Origin of the sequence: Micromonospora sp. DT31 (assembly GCF_049841795.1) — a bacterium.
In the GTDB taxonomy this organism is placed as follows: Bacteria; Actinomycetota; Actinomycetes; order Mycobacteriales; family Micromonosporaceae; genus Micromonospora.
Genome location: NZ_JBNCKZ010000015.1, coordinates 91380 through 110194 on the forward strand (window position 1 = coordinate 91380; position 18815 = coordinate 110194).

Here is an 18815-nt window from a genome sequence, read left to right on the forward strand (position 1 = left end):
ACGCCGGACGGGCGGCGGTGGTGGTCAGGACCAGCGGCGGAGTTCCCGGCGGGCCAGGGACGCGCGGTGCACCTCGTCGGGTCCGTCGGCCAGGCGCAGGGTGCGGGCGCTGGCCCACAGTTGGGCCAGCGGGCTGTCCTGGCTGACACCGGCCCCGCCGTACCCCTGGATCGCCTTGTCGATCACCCACTCGGCCATCGACGGCGTGATGATCTTGATCGCCTGGATCTCGGTGTGCGCCCCCTTGTTGCCGACGGTGTCCATCAGCCACGCGGTCTTGAGCACCAGCAACCGGGCCTGCTCGATACGCACCCGCGACTCGGCGATCCACTCCCGCACCACCCCCTGCTCGGCGAGCGGGCGGCCGAACGCCACCCGGTCCAGGGCCCGCCGGCAGAGCAGCTCCAACGCCCGCTCGGCCATCCCGATCAGGCGCATGCAGTGGTGGATCCGGCCGGGGCCGAGCCGGGCCTGGGCGATGGCGAAACCGGTGCCCTCGGCGCCGACCAGGTTCTCCACCGGCACCCGTACGTCGGTGAAGTCGATCTCGGCGTGCCCGCCGTGCGAGGCGTCGCTGTAGCCGAAGACGGTCATCCCGCGCCGCACCGTCACCCCGGGGGTGTCCCGGGGGACGAGGATCATGCTCTGCTGACGGTGCCGGTCGGCGTCCGGGTCGGTCTTGCCCATCACGATGAAGATCTCGCAGCGCGGGTCCATCGCGCCGGACGACCACCACTTGCGGCCGTTGACCACGTAGTGGTCGCCGTCGCGGGTGATCCGGGTGGCGATGTTCGTCGCGTCGGAGGAGGCGACCTCCGGCTCGGTCATGCAGAACGCGGACCGGATCTCGCCCTCCAGCAGCGGCGCCAGCCAGCGCTCCCGCTGCGCCTCGGAGCCGAACTCGGCCAGCAGCTCCATGTTGCCGGTGTCCGGCGCGGCGCAGTTGAGCGCCTCCGGCGCCAGGTGCGGGCTGCGCCCGGTCAGCTCGGCCAGCGGCGCGTACTGCAGGTTGGTCAGCCCGGCGCCGTAGCGGGCGTCGGGCAGGAACAGGTTCCACAGGCCGCGTTCGCGGGCCTGCGCCTTCAACTCGGCCATCACCGGCGGGCGGGCCCACGGGTCACCGGCGGCGAGCACCTGCTCGTGGTGCACCGGCTCGGCCGGGTGGATGCACTCGGTGAGGAACGCCTCCAGGCGTTGCCGCAGCTCGACCGTCCGGTCGTCGTACGCGAAATCCATCACTTCTCCCTCACCGCGTGCCGGCCGTACGCGACCAGCGGCGCCACCATGTCGCCGATCCGGTCGAAACCTTCGCCCAGCGTCTGACCGAGCGTGTGCCGGTAGTGGATGCCCTCGCAGATGACCGCGAGCTTGAAACAGCCGAGCGCCACGTGCCAGTGCAGCGGGCCGACGTCGACGTCGCTGCGGCCGGCGTACCGCTCGATCAGCTCGGCGCCGGTGGGGAACCCGGCCCGCGGACCGATGCCGTCGGCCACCGGGTTGCCCTCGCTGTCGCCCAGCACGTCCCAGTAGGTCAGCAGCAGGCCCAGGTCGGCGAGCGGGTCGCCGAGCGTGGCCATCTCCCAGTCGAGCACGGCGCGTACCGCTACCGGGTCGACCGTGGCGAGCAGGTTGTCCAGCCGGTAGTCGCCGTGCACGATCCGGCCCGCGTTCGCCCCCTCCGGCACGCTGCCGGCCAACGCGTCGCGCAGCTCGTCGATGCCGGGCAGCGGTCGGCTGCGGGACCGGTCGAGCTGGCCGCCCCAGCGGCGTACCTGCCGGGCCAGGTAGCCCTCGGGACGGCCGAAGTCGGCCAGCCCGACCTCGGCCGGCTCGACCCGGTGCAGCGTGGCGAGCGTGTCCATCATGGCCAGGGCGAGGTCGCGCCGCTGGTCGGCGGTGAGCGCGTCGGTCTGCTCCCGCCGTCGGTAGACCTCGCCGTCGACCTTGGCCATCAGGTAGAACGGCGCGCCGATCACGCTCTCGTCGGCGCACAGCAGCAGCGCCTCGGGGACCGGCACGCCGGTGGGCGCGAGCGCCGAGATCACCCGGTGTTCCCGGGTCATGTCGTGCGCGGTGGCCAGCACGTGCCCGAGCGGCGGCCGGCGCAGCACCACCTCACGGTCGCCGGCCCGCAGCAGGTAGGTGAGGTTGGACTTGCCGCCGGCGATGAGCCGCGCCGACAGCGGCCCGGCCAGGTCCGGCCGGTGGACGGCGAGGTGGGCGGCGAGCCGATCCAGGTCGAGCCCGCGTGGGGCCGAGCCGGTCGGTGGCCGGGCGGGGTCGGCGGCCGGATCGGTCATCCGATTAGTTGATGGCAGCTCAGCCTTGCTGTCAAGGTCGGATTTTTCCGCCGGGACATGCCACTGCAACAGGGGCGAAATGGTCAGCCGGCAGGCTGGTGCCCAGCCTGCCGGCCGCTTCGGCGGGCCCGCCGAGCGGAGGGATTCAGACATGCTGCTCAGAGTTCGGGTGACCCTGCCGGACCGGCCGGGCACGCTCGGCCAGGTGGCCCGGACGCTCGGCGTCTCCGGCGCGGACATCGTGCAGGTGGTGGTCCTGGAACGCCTCGGCGGGCGAGCGGTCGACGACTTCACCGTGGTGTGGCCCGGTGCGGCACGGGTGGAGCGGCTGCTCGCCGGCCTCGCCGCGATCCCCGGCGTGCGGGTGGACGGCGTGTGGCGGGCGATCGGCGCGCCGACCACCACCGGCCAGGACGCGGAACTGCTGGCCCAGGTGGCGGCCAACCCGGCCGACGGGATGGCGACGCTCGTCGACGCCGCGCCCGGCCTGCTCGCCGCCGACTGGGCGGTGGCCGCGGTCGTGCCGGTGGACTGGGCGGCCCGCAGCGGCGAGGCCGGCGCGGCGACGATCGGGCACGCGAGCTGGCGGACGCCGACGCCGTCCCGGCTGCCCGAGGTGACGCCGTTGCGCGCCCGCGCCATGACCGTCCCGGACGGGCACCACTACGCGGTGGCGCCGTTCGGCCGGGCCGGCCTGGTCCTTGTGGTCGCCCGCGACCACAGCGAGCCGCTCACCGCGGCGGGGTTCCACGCCACCGAGGTGGACCGGCTCGCCCAACTGGTCCGCGCCAGCGCGGTGATCCTCGGCGACCGGCTGGACCTGGTGGGCAGGCCCCCGGTGACCAGCGTCACCTGACCGGACGGTCGGCTTCACCCGGGGGCAACGGGCCCGCAACAGGCAGCCGGCATGGTCGGTGGTGAGGAAGGGAGACAACCATGGCGCTGTGGCGAATCCGAGCCACCGTGGACGACCGGCCGGGTTACCTGTCGGTGCTCACGGCGAGCCTCGCGTTGCGCGGGGTCAACATCCTCAGCGTGCAGGTGCACACCACCGAGGTCGGTGCGGTCGACGACTTCCTGGTCGACGCGCCCGAGCAGGTGACCGAGGCGGAGCTGCGGGCCGCCGTGGAGCGGGGGCGGGGCCGGGACTGCTGGGTCGCGCGCAGCGGCGCCCGGGGGCTGGCCGACGAGCCGACCCGGCTGCTCGGTCTGGCCGGGCGGCTGGTTCGGGACCCGGAGTCCACCGGGGCGGCGCTGCGAACGCTGCTCAACGCCGACACGGTGACCTGGCGTCCCACGCCGACGACCGGATCCGGCGGGGTGGGCGGCGCGACGATGCTGCTCGCCGACCCGGCCGGCGGGGGCTACGAGCTGTGCCGCCGGGAGCCCAGCTTCACCCCGGCCGAGTACGCCCGGGCGCAGGCACTTGTCGAGCTGGCCGCGACGTTGACCAGCCGGGACACCGAGCGGCTCACCCTGGTGCTGCCGGACGCCGCGGAGGTGTCGGTGCGCCCGGCCACCGCGGACGACGTTCCCGGCGTACGCGAACTGCACGCCGGCTGCTCGGCGCGGACCCGGCAGCGGCGTTATCTGAGCGGGGCGGCGGACCCGTCGCCGACCCGGCTGCGCAGGCTGCTGGAGCCGGCCCGGGGCACGACGCTGCTCGCCACCGCGGGCCCCGACGGGGCGGCGGAGTCGGTCGTGGCGATGGCCAACCTGCTCGGCGAGGGCGACGAGGCCGAGGTGGCGCTGCTGGTGCGCGACGACTGGCAGCGCCGGGGCCTCGGCACGGCGCTGCTGCGCCGCCTGCTCGGGTACGCCGACCGGGCCGGGTACGCGGCGGCGCTGTTGCACGTGCAGAGCGAGAACACCCCGATGTTGCGGACGCTGCGGCGGCTGGACCGGCCGACCGTGGTGGACCGGGACGGCGGGGTGCTGACCGTGACCGTGCCGCTGGTCCGGCGCGCGGCGCCCGACGGCGGCGCGCCGGCGCGACGGGCGGTGCCGGCGCAGCGGTCGACAGTGAGCTGACGGCCGTCCGGCCGGTTCCCGGCCACCGGGTCGCAACGGCGCGACCCGGTGGGCGGGACCGTCCGGCGGTCGCAACCGGCGCGGTCACGCGCCACCCGGACCGACCTCCGATGCGGGGGACGGTGACACGGCGGGGCCCCCGGTGCGGGGGCCCCGTTCGTGTGCCCGGGGTCGTCAGGTGGCCGGGTAGCTGCTGTAGTCGGGGAAGTTGCCGTAGAGGCGGCCGTCGCCGCCCACGGTCACCGCCTGCACCAGCAGGTCACCGCCGACGAACGCGCCCTTCCAGGACGCGCCCCGGCCGCCGAACGGCTCGTCCCGGTCGCCCCGGGAGCGGGGCTTGTTGATGCCCACCTTGAACGCCTGCAGGTCCACCGCAAGCTTCCCGGCGAACTCCTCGTCGTCGCAGGCCAGCGACGCGACGAGCGCGCCGTTGGAGGCGTTCATCTGGGCCAGCAGCTCGTCGGTGGTGTCCACCACCACGATGGTGTCGACCGGGCCGAACGGTTCGGCGTGCATCAGGCGGGACCGGCCGGGCGGGGCGAGCAGCACGGCGGGCGCGACGTACGCGGAGGTGTCCTGTCCGTCGAGGAACGGCGCGCCGTCGAGCTTGCCCCGGTGCAGCGGCACGGCGCCGCCGCGTACCGCCTCGTCGACCTTGCGGCGCAGCTCGTCGGCCTTGGCCGCGCTGATCAGCGGGCCGAAGTCGAGCTCCGGCAGCGGGTCGCCGGCCGACCAGTCGTCGTCGACCGCCAGCGGGTGGCCGAACCGGATCGAGCGGACCACCGGCAGGTACATGTCGAGGAACTCGTCGACCAGGTCGCGCTGGACCACGAACCGGGGGTAGGCGGTGCAGCGCTGCTTGCCGTACTCGAAGCCCTTGCGCAGGTGCGCGGCCAGCGAGTTCCACTGGGAGAAGTTCCAGATCCCCCAGGCGTTCAGCCCTTCCTGCTCGATGAAGTGCCGCTTGTCGCAGTCGAGCAGCGCGGCGGCGACCTTGCCGCCGTTGGAGCGTCCGCCGACGAACGCCACCGCGCCGATCTCCGGCGCGCGGACCAGCACCTCGGACAGCTCCTCGCCGCCGCCGGAGAGCAGGGTGGCGGGCAGCCCGGCCCGGCGCATCAACGCGTGCGCGACGGTGAGGCAGACCGCGCCGCCCTGGGACGGGGTCTTGGCGATCACCGCGTTGCCGGCTAGCAACTGCACCAGTTCGGCGTGCACCAGCACGCTCATCGGGTAGTTCCAGGAGGCGATGTTGCTGACCGGGCCGGGCAGGGGTTCGCGGCCGTCGGCGAGCATCCGCTCGATCTCCCGCACGTACCAGCGCACGCCGTCCAGCGCCCGGTCCACGTCGGCGCAGGCCAGCCGCCACGGCTTGCCGATCTCCCAGACCAGCAGCAGGGCGAGCAGGTCCCGGTGCGCGGTGAGCGCGTCGAGCGCGTCGGTGACCCGGGCGGTGCGCTCGGCCAGCGGGGTCTGCGCCCACTCGCGGTGCGCGACGGCGGCGTGGGCGACGGCGTCGCGTGCCGCCTCGGCGTCGAGGCGGGCCAGGTTGATCAGCACGGTGTTGTCGACCGGGGTGCGCACCGGCGTCGGCGTGCCGAGCGCGCGCCACTCGCCCCGGACGAGATTGTGGAGCGTGGGGGCGCTGTCGGGTGTGGTGTCGAATGCCTCGGGCGTGGCGGCCACTGCCCGGGCGAGCGTGTCGGACCAGGAGGTGCCGTCGGCGAGTCGTCGAGCCATCGCGTTCTCCTCAGGGTTGTCCGGGGAGCGGCGGCGTCGATGACGCCGCTGAATGTGGCGACTGTCCCGTGCCGGTCGCGCGGCGGGCAACAGTACGTTCGTATGTCAGGATGCGAGAACGCCGGCGGCGGTGCTCGGCGGCGTCGGTCCTCCCGGCCGGACCGGCGCTGAGCTGGCGAGATCGCAGAATTACATTGACGCCTATCGATAAAGTGACATTTCTCCGGCAGCCACGGCGGCGCATTTCCCGGCGTTCGTAGGGGTGGCCGGCGGAGGGCGGTCGGGCCGGCGCGCGATTGCTGGGATCGACGGCGGTGGACGCCACGCGGGGTGGGGGGCATGGGCCGCAGTGAGCGCTTCGGCGCGGAGCGTCGGGCCACCGTGCCGCGCCGGCGGTGGCCGCGCCGGCTGCTGCCGTACGCGATCCTGGTGGCCGTCGCCGCGGCGGCCTTCGTGCTGCGCCAGCACGACCGCGCCCCGTTCGACGGCGTGCGTACGCGTCAAGCGACTGGGCGAAGTCGCTGCCGGAGATCCTCGACCGGTTCCACGTGCGGCTGCCCGAGTGCGCCGGGGCTGACCTGCGCTACTGGTACGGCGACTACCTCGACGACGTCTTCTACCTGACGTTCCGGGCCGACGCCGCATGCGTGGACGCGTTCCGCGACGCCAACGGGCCCACCCGGGTGGTGCCGCTGCCGACGACGACCCGGGACGACTCCGGCGCCACCCGGCAGGTCTACCTGCGCGGCGTCGAGTTCTGACCCGGCGCGCGGCGGCCGTCTTCCCAACCGGCGGTCACGAGATTACATTGTCGACTATCCATGGGAGCGCTCCCGCGCCTCCTGGTCCACCCCACCACCACCGCCGCAGGGTGGCCCGGCCGCACCATCCCCGTCGGGTCGGGCCGCCCTGCGGCATCCCGTCCTCCACAGGAGCTCGCCATGCCCCGACCGACCCCGCCACCGCGCGGTGGCCCGTCCCGTCGGCTGCTCGCCGCCGGCGCCGCCCTGGTGGCCGCGCTGGCCGTGACCGTGCCAAACCCGGCCGCGGCCGCGCCGGCCACCACCGCCGCGGACTCCGCCGCGACCGCCGGGGCGCAGGCCGCGCCGGCGTTCAACTACGCCGAGGCGTTGCAGAAGTCGCTGTTCTTCTACGAGGCCCAGCAGTCCGGCAAGAAGCCGGCCTGGAACCGGGTGTCCTGGCGCGGCGACTCGGCGCTGACCGACGGTGCCGACGCCGGCCTCGACCTCGCCGGCGGCTGGTACGACGCCGGCGACCACGTCAAGTTCGGCTTTCCGATGGCGTTCAGCGCCACCATGATGGCCTGGGGAGCGGTCGAGTACCGCGACGGCTACGTCGCCTCCGGCCAGCTCACCCACCTGCTGAACAACCTGCGTTTCGTCAACGACTACTTCGTCAAGGCGCACCCCGCGCCGAACGTCCTCTACGGGCAGGTCGGCAAGGGCGACGACGACCACAAGTGGTGGGGTCCGGCCGAGGTGATGCCGATGGCGCGGCCCGCGTACAAGATCGATGCGAGCTGCGGCGGCGCGGACCTGGCGGGGGAGACGGCGGCCGCGATGGCCGCCTCGTCCATGGTGTTCCGCCCCACCGACGCGACCTACGCGGACAAGCTGCTCGGCCACGCCAAGCAGCTCTACACGTTCGCCGACACGGTGCGCAAGAACTACCACGAGTGCATCACCGACGCGACGAGCTTCTACAAGTCGTGGAGCGGCTATCAGGACGAGCTGGTCTGGGGCGCGATCTGGCTCTACCGGGCCACCGGCGACGCCACCTACCTGGCCAAGGCGGAGAGCGAGTACGACAAGCTCGGCACCGAGCCGCAGTCCACCACCCGCTCCTACAAGTGGACGATCGCCTGGGACAACAAGCAGTTCGGCGCGTACGTGCTGCTGGCCAACCTGACCGGCAAGCAGAAGTACGCCGACGACGCGAACCGCTGGCTGGACTACTGGACCGTCGGTGTCAACGGGCAGCGGGTGCCGTACTCGCCCGGCGGGATGGCCGTGCTCGACTCGTGGGGCGCGCTGCGCTACGCCGCCAACACCGCGTTCGCCGCGCTTGTCTACAGCGACAAGACCACCGACACCACCCGCAAGGCCCGCTACCACGACTTCGCCGTCCGGCAGGTCAACTACGCCCTCGGTGACAACCCGCGCAGCTCCAGCTACATGATCGGCTTCGGCGCCAACCCGCCGCGCAACCCGCACCACCGCACCGCGCACGGCTCCTGGTGGGACAGCCAGACCGTGCCCACCGAGACCCGGCACGTGCTCTACGGCGCGCTGGTCGGCGGCCCGTCCTCGGCCAACGACGCGTACACCGACAGCCGGTCGGACTACGTGATGAACGAGGTGGCCACCGACTACAACGCCGGCTTCACCTCCGCGCTGGCCCGCCTGACCGGCGAGTACGGCGGCAGCCCGCGCGCCGGCTTCCCGACCGCGGAGACGCCCGACCTGGACGAGTTGACCGTGGAGACCACGGTGATGCAGGCCGAGCCGCGCGCCACCGGGCTGAAGGCGGTCGTCTACAACAGGTCGGCGTTCCCGGCCCGCGCGCTGACCACCGGTAAGTTCCGGTACTACTTCCGCCCCGACGGCACCGGACCGGTCACCGTCACCCCCGGCTACACCCAGGGTTGCCCGTCGCCGTCGACGGCGAAGCAGTTCTCCGGGGACATCTGGTACGTCGAGGTCGACTGCACCGGCTACACCATCGCGCCGGCCGGGCAGTCGCAGCACCGGATGGAGGTCCAGTTCAAGATCGGGGTGCCGGAGGGCGGCACCTGGGATCCGACGAACGACCCGTCGTACCAGGCCACCGCCGGGCCGAACCGCACGGTGCCGCTCTACTCCGGTGGGGTGCGGGTCTGGGGCGAGGAGCCCGGACCGGCCACCCCGGACACCACCGCACCGACGGCGCCCGGCACGCCCGTCGCGTCCGCCGTCACGTCGAGCGGGCTCACGCTGACCTGGGCCGCGTCCACCGACACCGGCGGCAGCGGCCTGGCCGGCTACGAGATCGCCCAGTCGCAGACGGGCAGCGACGCGCTGGTGCTGCGTACCGCCACCACGAACACGCTCGCGGTGACCGGGCTGCTGCCGGAGCGGACGTACCAGTTCACCGTCCGGGCCCTCGACGGTGCGGGCAACCGGTCCGCGTCGTCGGCCGCCGCCAGCGTCACCACGCCGGCCGGCCCGGCGCCGGACACCACGCCGCCAACCGCGCCGGGCACGCCCACCGCCTCGGCGATCGGCCCGACCGGGCTGACCCTCACCTGGGGTCCGGCCACCGACGCGGTCGGGGTCACCGGCTACCGGGTCTACCGGGGCGGCACCGTCCTGGTCGGCTCGGCCACCGGCACCACGCTCGCGGTGACCGGCCTGACCGCCTCCACCACGTACACGTTCACGGTGGTCGCGGTGGACGCGGCCGGCAACGTCTCGCCTGCCTCGTCCGGCGTCACGGTGACCACCACGGCCCCGCCGACCGGTGGCGGCTGCGCGGTGACGTGGACGGCGAACACCTGGGACACCGGGTTCACCGCCACCGTGACCGTCACCAACACCGGCACCACGGCGATCAACGGCTGGACGCTGGCGTTCACCTTCGGCAACGCCGGGCAGAAGGTCGGGCAGGCCTGGTCGGCGAACGTGACCCAGACCGGTACCGCGGTGACCGCGTCGAACCTGTCCTACAACGGGCCGTTGGCACCGGGTGCGTCGACGAGCTTCGGCTTCAACGGCACCCACACCGGCGCCAACCCGAGGCCGACGGGCTTCACGCTCAACGGGGCCGCCTGCACCGTCGCCTGACGTCGACGCGGGGTGGCGTGGCCGGTCGCCTCGGTGCGGCACCGGCCACGCCACCCCGCGCCCCGGGCGACCAGAACATTTCCGAAACTTTTCCGAAACTCGTTGTCCTGGCCGGTGCGTGATGCAAGCATCGACCCAATTAGATATTCCACCGAGACGTCCGGTCGTTCCCGCCTCAGACGGCCTGGGTGTTGGTCAGTAAGGAGGCCAAGATGGCAATGAGCCCATCCGTTCCTCGCGGCGGGAGTCGGCGACGCCGATCACCCGCCGTGCGAGCGCTGCTCGCCGGCGCGGTCAGCGTCGTGACCGTGGCCGCCGTCGCGGTCATCATGCCGTCGGCGAACGCCGCGGCGGCCACGCTGGGCGCCGCCGCGGCGCAGTCCGGTCGGTACTTCGGCACCGCCATCGCGGCGGGTCGGTTGAACGACTCGACGTACAGCACGATCGCCGGGCGTGAGTTCAACATGATCACGGCTGAGAACGAGATGAAGCCGGATGCCACGCAGCCGAACCAGGGTCAGTTCAACTTCTCCGCCGGGGATCAGATCTACAACTGGGCGACCAGTCGTGGTTTGCAGGTCCGTGGGCACACCCTGGCGTGGCACGCGCAGCAGCCGGGCTGGATGATGAACATGCGGGGCAGCACGTTGCGTAACGCGATGATCAGTCACATCAACGGGGTGATGGCCCACTACAAGGGCAAGCTCGCGGCGTGGGACGTGGTCAACGAGGCGTTCAACGAGGACGGCAGTCGTCGTTCGTCGAACCTGCAGGGCACGGGTAACGACTGGATCGAGGTGGCGTTCCGTACCGCGCGGGCGGCTGATCCGTCGACGAAGTTGTGTTACAACGACTACAACATCGAGAACTGGTCGTACGGCAAGACGCAGGGCGTCTACCGGATGATCCAGGACTTCAAGTCCCGCGGGGTGCCGATCGACTGCGTGGGGTTGCAGACCCACTTCACCGGCGGCAGTTCGCTGCCGAGCAACTTCCAGACCACGCTGTCCAGTTTTGCCGCGCTGGGTGTGGACGTGGCACTCACCGAGGTCGACGTCACGAACTCCTCCACCAGCCAGTACGCCGGGTTGACCCAGGCGTGTCTGAACGTGCCGCGGTGCATCGGCATCACGGTGTGGGGTGTGCGCGACAGCGACTCCTGGCGTTCCAACGAGAACCCGCTGCTGTTCGACGGCGGGGGCAACAAGAAGGCCGCGTACAACTCGGTCCTCAACGCGCTCAACGCCGCCGCCCCGACCGCGAGCCCGACCACGAGCCCGACCACGGCACCACCACCGAGCGGCGGCGCCGGCCAGATCGTCGGGGTGCAGTCGGGCCGGTGCGTCGACGTGCCCAACGCCACGCAGACCAACGGCACCCGGGTCCAGCTCTACGACTGCAACAACCAGTCCAACCAGCAGTGGACGTACACCACGAACAAGCAGTTGATGGTCTACGGCACCAAGTGCCTCGACGCGAACGGCGCGGCCACCGCGAACGGCACCGGAATCATCATCTGGGACTGCAACGGCCAGCCGAACCAGCAGTGGAACGTCAACTCCAACGGCACCATCAGCGGCGTGCAGTCCGGCCGCTGCCTGGACGTCTGGGGCACCGGCAACGGCCAGCAGATCCAGCTGTACGACTGCCACGGCCAGGCCAACCAGCAGTGGCGGACCAACTTCGGTGGCGGCACCACGCCGCCCCCGACCACGCCGCCGCCGACCACCACGCCGCCGCCGACCACCACGCCGCCGCCGGGCGGCTGCGCGCTCCCGTCGACCTACCGGTGGTCGTCGACAGGTGCGCTGGCGAACCCGCAGAACGGCTGGGTCTCGCTCAAGGACTTCACCAACGTGGTCTACAACGGCAAGCACCTCGTCTACGGGTCGAACGTCAACAGCAGCGGCTCGTACGGCTCGATGAACTTCAGCCTGTTCACGAACTGGTCCGACATGGCCTCGGCGCCCCAGACCGGAATGAGCCAGGGCACGGTGGCGCCCACGCTGCTGTACTTCGCCCCGAAGAACATCTGGGTGCTGGCGTACCAGTGGGGACCGACCTCGTTCAGCTACAAGACGTCGACCGACCCGACCAACGCCAACGGCTGGTCCTCGGCGCAGACGCTGTCCACCGCCACACTTCCCGACGCCCCGTACGGCGTGATCGACCAGACCCTCATCGGCGACGACCAGAACATGTACCTGTTCTTCGCCGGGGACAACGGCAAGATCTACCGCTCCAGCATGCCGTTGGGCAACTTCCCGGGCAGCTTCGGATCGAGCTACACGACGATCATGACCGACTCGACGAACAACCTGTTCGAGGGCGTCGAGGTCTACAAGGTGCAGGGCCAGAACCAGTACCTGATGATCGTCGAGGCGATCGGGAGCCAGGGACGTTACTTCCGGTCGTTCACGTCCACCAGCCTGAACGGCTCGTGGACCCCGCAGGCCGCCACCGAGAGCAACCCCTTCGCCGGCAAGGCCAACAGCGGTGCGACGTGGACCAACGACATCAGCCACGGTGACCTGGTCCGCAACAACCCCGACCAGACCAAGACCATCGACGCCTGCAACCTGCAGTTCCTGTACCAGGGCAAGAACCCCAGTGCCGGAGGCGACTACAACCTGCTGCCCTGGCGGCCGGGTGTGCTGACCCTCCAGCGCTAGGAACGGGGCGCGGCCGCGGCCGCACCCGTCCGCTGATCAACCCGGGCGTGCCCGGCACCCGTGCGGTGCCGGGCACGCCTTCCGGCCACCGGCGGCTGATCGCCGACGTGGCCGTGCTCGGTCGCGGGTGCCGGTGTCGCACCTCATGCCGGACGGTCGGTCAGCCCGCACCGGCCGGCCGGGGGGCGCCCGCCGCCTGCTCGCCGAGGACCTGGCCGGCTGACTCAGCCGGCCAGGTCCTCGGCGAGCAGGTCCATCAGGAGCGCGTCGTGCCAGCGCCCGTCCGCCCCCCGCTCGTAGCGGCGCATGATGCCCACCGGGCGGAACCCCACCTTCGCGTACGCCCGGATCGCCGCCGTGTTCGCCGCTGCCGGATCGATGGTGAACCGGTGGTGGCCGTACTCGTCGATCAGGTGCCGGACCAGCGTGCGGATCGCGTCCCCGCCCAGCCCGGCGCCGCGCACCTCCGGGGCGAGGAAGACGTCCAGGCTGGCATGGCGGTAGTCCGGGTCGGTCTCGGCGTACCACTGGATCGCGCCGACCAGCTTGCCGGCGTGCTCGATGGCGTAGACGGTCACCGCGTCGTCGGCCAGGTCGGCCCGGACCGACTCGGCCAGGTCGTCCCCGCCGCGCCACCAGCGGCGCACCTCGGGGGTGGCCCGGATCGCGGCCAGGGCCGGCACGTCGGCGTCGGTCACCTGTCGCAGCGTCACCGCACGCCCTCGCAGCATGCCTCAGCCTCGCAGTTCGCCGTGCTCGACGCAGACCGCCGACCAGCCGGTCGGTACGACCTGCACCTTCATCCGCCGCCGGCAGGACGCGCACCAGCGCGGTGGCTCCCACGCCCGGGCCGCCTCGCAGGCCGGGTGCGGCCCGGCCGCCACCGACTCCCCGCACCTGTCGCACCAGCGCGCCGCCACCCCGGGGAGGGCCGCGGCGGGGGAACGTTCGGTCACCGCCACCTCACAGGGTCGCCGAGAGCGCCTTCACCGGCATCTTCAGGTCCTCCAGCAGTGCCAGGTCGGCGTTCGCCGGCCGGCCGAGCGTGGTCAGGTAGTTGCCGACGATCACCGCGTTGATGCCACCGAGCAGGCCGTCGCGGGTGCCGAGGTCACCGAGGGTGAGTTCGCGCCCGCCCGCGTACCGCAGGATGGTGCGCGGCATGGCCAACCGGAACGCGGCGATGGCGCGCAGCGCGTCCTTGCCCTCGACCACCGGCCGGTCGCCCAGCGGGGTGCCGGGACGCGGGTTGAGGAAGTTCAGCGGCACCTCGTGCGGGTCCAGCGCGGCGAGCTGCGCGGCGAACTCGGCGCGCTGCTCCACCGTCTCGCCGAGGCCGAGGATGCCGCCGCAGCAGACCTCCATGCCGGACTCGCGAACCATCCGCAGCGTCTCCCAACGCTCCTCCCACGAGTGCGTGGTGACCACGTTCGGGAAGTAGGAGCGGCAGGTCTCCAGGTTGTGGTTGTAGCGGTGCACGCCCATCTCGACAAGCTCGTCGACCTGCTCCTGGGTGAGCATGCCCAGCGAGGCGGCGACCTGGATGTCGACCTCGGCGCGGATGGCGGCCACGCCCTCGCGCATCTGCTTCATCAGCCGGGCGTCCGGGCCGCGCACGGCGGCCACGATGCAGAACTCGGTCGCCCCGGTCGCCGCGGTCTGCTTCGCGGCCTCGACCAGCGCCGGAATGTCCAGCCAGACCGACCGGACCGGCGAGGTGAACAGGCCCGACTGGGAGCAGAAGTGGCAGTCCTCGGGGCAGCCGCCGGTCTTCAGCGACACGATGCCCTCGACCTCGACCTCCGGGCCGCACCAGCGCATCCGGACGTCGTGGGCGAGCTGGAGCGCGGCGGGCAGGTGCTCGTCGGGCAGGTTCAGCACCGCGAGGATGCCGGGCTCGTCGAGGCCGACGCCCTGCTCCAGCACCCGGGTCCGGGCCTGGTCGAGGATCTCTGGCATGGCTCGTAACCTAACAGGCCGCGGGCAGCGCGGGAACCGCCGTCGGCGGCGGCGAGCCGGTACCGCGCCACGCCGCAGCGGCCGGGACGGGTGGTAACTTCGCCCCGCGGAAGCGCCCGGCGGGACGAGGGTCCGGCGGGCGGCGGGTCGGCGGGAAAGGCGGCACGGTGGCGGACTGGCTGGCGGCCCTGGACCACCGCGCCGAACTGCGCGCCCGGGCGGGCCTGACCCGCGCGCTGCGCCCCCGGGGCGTCGACGACGCGGTCGTCGACCTGGCCGGCAACGACTATCTCGGCCTGGCCACCCACCCGGACGTCACCGCCGCCGCCGCGGCGGCGCTGTCCGCGTACGGGCTGGGCGCCACCGGGTCCCGTCTGGTGCGCGGCTCCACGGATGCACACCACGCGCTGGAGGACGACCTGGCCGACTGGCTCGGCGTGGACCGGGCGCTCGTCTTCTCCTCCGGCTACCTGGCCAACCTCGCCGCGGTCCGAGGGCTGGCGCAGCCGGACGCCCTGCTCGTCTCCGACGCCCACAACCACGCCTCGCTGATCGACGGCTGCCGGATCTCCCGCGCGGAGACGGTGGTGACGCCGCACGCGGACGTGGCAGCGGTGGCCGCCGCGTTGGCCGCCGCGCCGGGCCGGCCGGCGGTGGTGGTGACCGAGTCGGTGTTCTCCGTCGACGGTGACCTGGCCCCACTCGCCGAGTTGCACGCGGTAGCCCGTCGGCACGGCGCGTTGCTGCTCGTCGACGACGCGCACGCGCTCGGCGTCACCGGCCCGGCGGGCGCCGGCGGGGTGGCTGCCGCCGGGCTGGCCGGCGAGCCCGACGTGGTGGTCACCGCGACGCTGTCCAAGTCGCTGGGCGGTGCCGGCGGGGTGGTCGCCGGGCCGGCCGAGTTCGTCCGCGAGCTGGTGGAGACCGGCCGCACGTTCATCTTCGACACCGCGCCGCCGCCGGCGGTGGCGGCCGGGGTGCGCGCGGCGGTGCGGCTGGCCCGCGCCGGTGACACGCTGCGCGCCGAGCTGGCCGACCGGGCCGCGTCCGCGGTGCGCCGGCTGCGCGCGGCCGGGCTGTCCGTGTCCGCTCCGGACGCCGCGGTGGTGTCGGTGACCGCGCCCGGGCCGGAGGCGGCGACCACCTGGGCGGCGGCCTGCCGGGACCGGGGCGTGGCGGTCGGCTGCTTCCGTCCGCCGTCCACCCCGGACAGCCGTCCACGCCTGCGGCTGACCATCAGCGCGGGCGTGGACCGGGCCGACTTCGACCGGGCCCTGGACGTGATCGTGGAGTGTGCGCCATGAATGTCGGCGACGCCTGGACCGGGCCGGTGCTGGTGACCGGCACGGACACCGAGGTCGGCAAGACCGTGGTGACCGCGGCCGTCGCCGCCGCCGCGCAGGCCGCCGGCCTGCGGGTCGCGGTGGTCAAGCCGGGCCAGACCGGCACGGCCGGCGGCGAGCCCGGCGACGTCGACGCGGTGACCCGGTTGGTCGCCCCGCTCACCGGCCGGACCCTGGCCAGCTACCCGGACCCGCTGGCCCCGCTCGCCGCGGCCCGGGTCGCCGAGCTGCCTCCGCTGGAGCTGTACAACGCCGTGGACGCCGTCCGCGAGGAGGCGGACAAGCACGACCTGGTGCTGATCGAGGGTGCGGGCGGGCTGCTCGTACCGATGGGCTTGCGGCCGTCGGGTGAGCCGTGGACGGTGGCCGACCTGGCGGTGTCGCTCGGCGCGCCGGCGGTGGTGGTGGCCCGGGCCGGGCTCGGCACGCTCAACCACACGGCGTTGACGCTCGAGGCGTTGGAGCGGCGGGCCGTCCCGGCGGGTGTGGTGATCGGCGCCTGGCCGAACGACCCGGACCTGGTGCACTGGCTCAACCTGTCCGACCTGGTGCCGAACCTGCTCGGCGCGGTGCCCGACGGCGCGGGCGGACTGGACCCGGGGGTGTTCCGCCGGTCCGCGCCGGGTTGGCTCACCCCCGCCCTGTACGGGGTGCTGGACGACTGGCGGGCGTGGGCCGAGGAGACCTGACTTTCGTCGGTGCCCGGCCCCGACCCCGGTCGGTAGCGTGACCACCGTGGAGGTGCGGGAAGGCTCGGTGTCCCGACGTCGGGGCGGTGACCTGCTGTTGTGGGCGGTCGTCGCGACGCCGGTGATGGCCGGCCGGGTCAGCCCGCCCTGGCACCCGCACGACGTGCCGCTGTGCGGCGGCGTGCTGGCGCTGCTCGCGCTGGCGGTGGCGGTGAGTCGCCGCTGGCCGCTGGTGGCGGTGCTGGCCGTGGTCGCCGGTTCGCTCGTCGACGGCAACGTGGTCTTCGCCATCCCGGTCTTCGGCTACCTCGCCGGGCGGCGCAGCGCCCGGGCCTTGCCGGCCGCGGTCGTCTTCGCCGCCATCGCGGTGACCGGCACCGTGCTCAACCTCGGGCTGCTCGGCACCGACCCGGCCACCTGGTTCATGCTCGCCTCGGTGTTGCTGTTCGCCGGGGTCTTCCCCTGGCTGCTGGGCCGGCTGCGGCGCCAGCAGCAGGCGCTCGCCGACGCCGGGCGGCGGCACGAGCAGGACGAACGGCGGGCGGTGGTGGAGCGGGTGCGCCTGCGCGAACGGGCCCGCATCGCCCAGGACATGCACGACTCGCTCGGCCACGACCTGAGCCTCATCGCGCTGCGGGCCGGGGCGCTGGAGGTGGCGCCCGAGCTGTCCCCCGCGCACCGGGCGGCGGCGGGGGAGTTGCGGGCCAGCGTCGCCGCCGCCTCGGAACGGCTGCACGACGTGGTCGGGGTGCTGCGCGAGGAGCACACGTTGCGACCGCCGGGGGAGTCGGTCGCGGACGTGGTCGACGGCGCGCGCGACGCCGGGATGACGGTCGACCTGCGTGCCGACGCCGTAGGCCTGCCGCCGCTGGTGGCGCACGCCGTGCACCGGGTGGTCCGGGAGGCGCTCACCAACGCCGCCCGGTACGCCCCGGACGCGCCGGTCGCGGTCGAGGTGGCGCGGGCCGCCGACACGGTGACCGTCGCGGTGGTGAACCCGGCGCCCCCGACCGGCCCGTTGCCCGGAGCGGCGTCGCACGGCTCCGGCCTGTTGGCGCTGCGCGAGCGGGTACGCCTCGCCGGTGGCGTCCTGGACGCCGGCCCGCGTGACGGCGGCTGGGCGGTCACCGCCCGCCTTCCGCTCGCCGGGGCGGGTCCGCCGGCCGTCACCGCTCACCCGGCGGTCGACCCGGAGACCGGCGGGCCCCACCGGGCCGAACCCGGTGCGGCGGCGCGGCGGCTGCGGGAGGCCCGGCGGCGGCTGCGGCGGAGCCTGCTCGTGGCGTTCGGCGCGCCGGCCGGACTGGCCCTGGCGCTGACCCTGGTCTACTACCCGCTCGTCACGGCCGGGGCGGTGCTCGACCAGGCCGGCTACGAACGGCTGCGGCTGGGCGAGCCGCGCGACGCGCTCGGCCTGCCCCGCCGGCAGGTCGGTCCGCCGTCGACCGGTGCCGTCCCCGGCTGTGAGTACTACACCGACCGCAACTTCCCGTTCGCCCAGGCGACCTGGCAGCTCTGCTTCGCCGACGGGCGGCTGGTCAGCAAGGAGCAGATCGAGCGATGAGCGACGAGCACGGTGGTCCACTGCGGGTGGTGCTCGCCGACGACGAGGCCCTGGTGCGGGCGGGGGTCCGGGCGATCCTGGCCGCCGACCCCGGCGTCGAGGTGGTCGGGGAGGCCGAGGACGGCCACGCGGCTGTCGAACTGGTGCGCGCCCACCGCCCCAGGGTGGCGCTGCTGGACATCCGGATGCCCCGCTGCGACGGGCTCAGCGCGGCGGCGCAGATCCGCCGGCTGGTGCCGGAGACCGCCCCGGTCATCCTCACCACGTTCGGCGACGACGACCTGATCGCCCGGGCGCTCGGCCACGGGGCCGCCGGGTTCCTGCTGAAGTCCGGCGACCCCCGGGAACTGCTGGCCGGGGTGCGCGCGGTCGCCGACGGCGGGGCGTACCTGTCGCCGCGGGTGGCCCGGCGGGTGATCGAACTCAGCGGCGGACGGCTGGCCCGGGGCCCGTACGCGCGGGACCGGCTGGCCGGGCTGACCGACCGGGAGCGGGAGGTGCTGGCGTTGGTCGGGGCGGGACTGTCCAACGCCGAGATCGCCCGCCGGCTGCATCTGGTCGAGGGCACCGTGAAGAGCTACCTGACGAGTGTCTTCACCCGGCTGGACGTGCGCAACCGGGTGCAGGCGGCGATCCTCGCGTACGAGGCGGGGCTGGTTCCGCCCACCCGCTGAC

General features: G+C 73.4%; 15 protein-coding genes. 9 read left to right on the forward strand and 6 right to left on the reverse strand.

Going from position 1 to position 18815, the window contains the following annotated elements; genetic code table 11:
- Positions 1-24 precede the first annotated feature (24 nt).
- On the reverse strand, positions 25-1236 hold the full coding sequence (locus ACLQ2X_RS22285) for an acyl-CoA dehydrogenase family protein (RefSeq protein ID WP_425683014.1): 1212 nt from the start codon (positions 1234-1236) through the stop codon (positions 25-27).
- Positions 1236-2300 carry a phosphotransferase family protein gene (locus ACLQ2X_RS22290; protein ID WP_425683015.1) on the reverse strand — a complete coding sequence of 355 codons (1065 nt, stop codon included), beginning with the start codon at positions 2298-2300 and terminating at the stop codon, positions 1236-1238. Before ACLQ2X_RS22290 ends, ACLQ2X_RS22285 begins: the two co-directional genes overlap by 1 nt.
- Positions 2301-2451: 151 nt before the next feature.
- On the opposite strand from ACLQ2X_RS22290, the gene ACLQ2X_RS22295 reads away from it, so the two are divergent.
- Both ACLQ2X_RS22295 and ACLQ2X_RS22300 read left to right on the forward strand, forming a co-directional pair.
- Positions 2452-3156, forward strand: coding sequence for an amino acid-binding protein (locus ACLQ2X_RS22295; protein ID WP_425683016.1), 705 nt, complete (start codon positions 2452-2454; stop codon positions 3154-3156).
- Positions 3157-3236: 80 nt separating this feature from the next.
- Positions 3237-4331 carry a GNAT family N-acetyltransferase gene (locus tag ACLQ2X_RS22300; protein ID WP_425683017.1) on the forward strand — a complete coding sequence of 365 codons (1095 nt, stop codon included), beginning with the start codon at positions 3237-3239 and terminating at the stop codon, positions 4329-4331.
- A 174-nt stretch (positions 4332-4505) separates the two neighbouring features.
- On the opposite strand, the gene ACLQ2X_RS22305 is transcribed toward ACLQ2X_RS22300, so the two are convergent.
- The gene (locus ACLQ2X_RS22305; RefSeq protein ID WP_425683018.1) at positions 4506-6071 is read right to left on the reverse strand and encodes an aldehyde dehydrogenase family protein; all 1566 of its coding nucleotides are present in this window, start codon (positions 6069-6071) and stop codon (positions 4506-4508) included.
- 548 nt (positions 6072-6619) lie between these two features.
- Here ACLQ2X_RS22305 and ACLQ2X_RS22310 point away from each other — a divergent pair.
- From ACLQ2X_RS22310 to ACLQ2X_RS22320, 3 genes are all read left to right on the forward strand, one after another.
- On the forward strand, positions 6620-6832 hold the full coding sequence (locus ACLQ2X_RS22310) for a hypothetical protein (protein WP_425683019.1): 213 nt from the start codon (positions 6620-6622) through the stop codon (positions 6830-6832).
- A gap of 180 nt (positions 6833-7012) precedes the next feature.
- On the forward strand, positions 7013-9913 hold the full coding sequence (locus tag ACLQ2X_RS22315) for a glycoside hydrolase family 9 protein (protein WP_425683020.1): 2901 nt from the start codon (positions 7013-7015) through the stop codon (positions 9911-9913).
- Positions 9914-10125: 212 nt separating this feature from the next.
- Complete coding sequence (locus tag ACLQ2X_RS22320; RefSeq protein WP_425683021.1) at positions 10126-12585, forward strand: non-reducing end alpha-L-arabinofuranosidase family hydrolase; 2460 nt, start codon at positions 10126-10128, stop codon at positions 12583-12585.
- 224 nt (positions 12586-12809) lie between these two features.
- Here the strand turns inward: ACLQ2X_RS22320 and ACLQ2X_RS22325 are convergent, their stop codons facing one another.
- The 3 genes from ACLQ2X_RS22325 to bioB are packed head-to-tail and all read right to left on the reverse strand — an operon-like array spanning position 12810 to position 14544.
- On the reverse strand, positions 12810-13316 hold the full coding sequence (locus ACLQ2X_RS22325) for a GNAT family N-acetyltransferase (RefSeq protein WP_425683022.1): 507 nt from the start codon (positions 13314-13316) through the stop codon (positions 12810-12812).
- Positions 13317-13319: 3 nt separating this feature from the next.
- Complete coding sequence (locus ACLQ2X_RS22330) at positions 13320-13541, reverse strand: hypothetical protein (RefSeq protein WP_425683023.1); 222 nt, start codon at positions 13539-13541, stop codon at positions 13320-13322.
- Between the two features lie 7 nt (positions 13542-13548).
- Positions 13549-14544: a biotin synthase BioB gene (gene bioB / locus ACLQ2X_RS22335; protein ID WP_425683024.1), complete on the reverse strand. Its 996-nt coding sequence runs from the start codon at positions 14542-14544 to the stop codon at positions 13549-13551.
- 167 nt (positions 14545-14711) lie between these two features.
- Between bioB and ACLQ2X_RS22340 the strand changes: the two genes are divergently transcribed.
- Genes ACLQ2X_RS22340 through ACLQ2X_RS22355 form a run of 4 tightly spaced genes read left to right on the forward strand, consistent with a single transcriptional unit; the run spans position 14712 to position 18814 of the window.
- Positions 14712-15848, forward strand: coding sequence for an 8-amino-7-oxononanoate synthase (locus ACLQ2X_RS22340; RefSeq protein WP_425683025.1), 1137 nt, complete (start codon positions 14712-14714; stop codon positions 15846-15848).
- Positions 15845-16576 carry a dethiobiotin synthase gene (gene bioD, locus ACLQ2X_RS22345; RefSeq protein ID WP_425683026.1) on the forward strand — a complete coding sequence of 244 codons (732 nt, stop codon included), beginning with the start codon at positions 15845-15847 and terminating at the stop codon, positions 16574-16576. Before ACLQ2X_RS22340 ends, bioD begins: the two co-directional genes overlap by 4 nt.
- A 46-nt stretch (positions 16577-16622) precedes the next feature.
- Positions 16623-18140 carry a sensor histidine kinase gene (locus tag ACLQ2X_RS22350; RefSeq protein ID WP_425683027.1) on the forward strand — a complete coding sequence of 506 codons (1518 nt, stop codon included), beginning with the start codon at positions 16623-16625 and terminating at the stop codon, positions 18138-18140.
- On the forward strand, positions 18137-18814 hold the full coding sequence (locus ACLQ2X_RS22355; protein WP_425683028.1) for a response regulator transcription factor: 678 nt from the start codon (positions 18137-18139) through the stop codon (positions 18812-18814). Before ACLQ2X_RS22350 ends, ACLQ2X_RS22355 begins: the two co-directional genes overlap by 4 nt.
- Position 18815 lies beyond the last annotated feature (1 nt).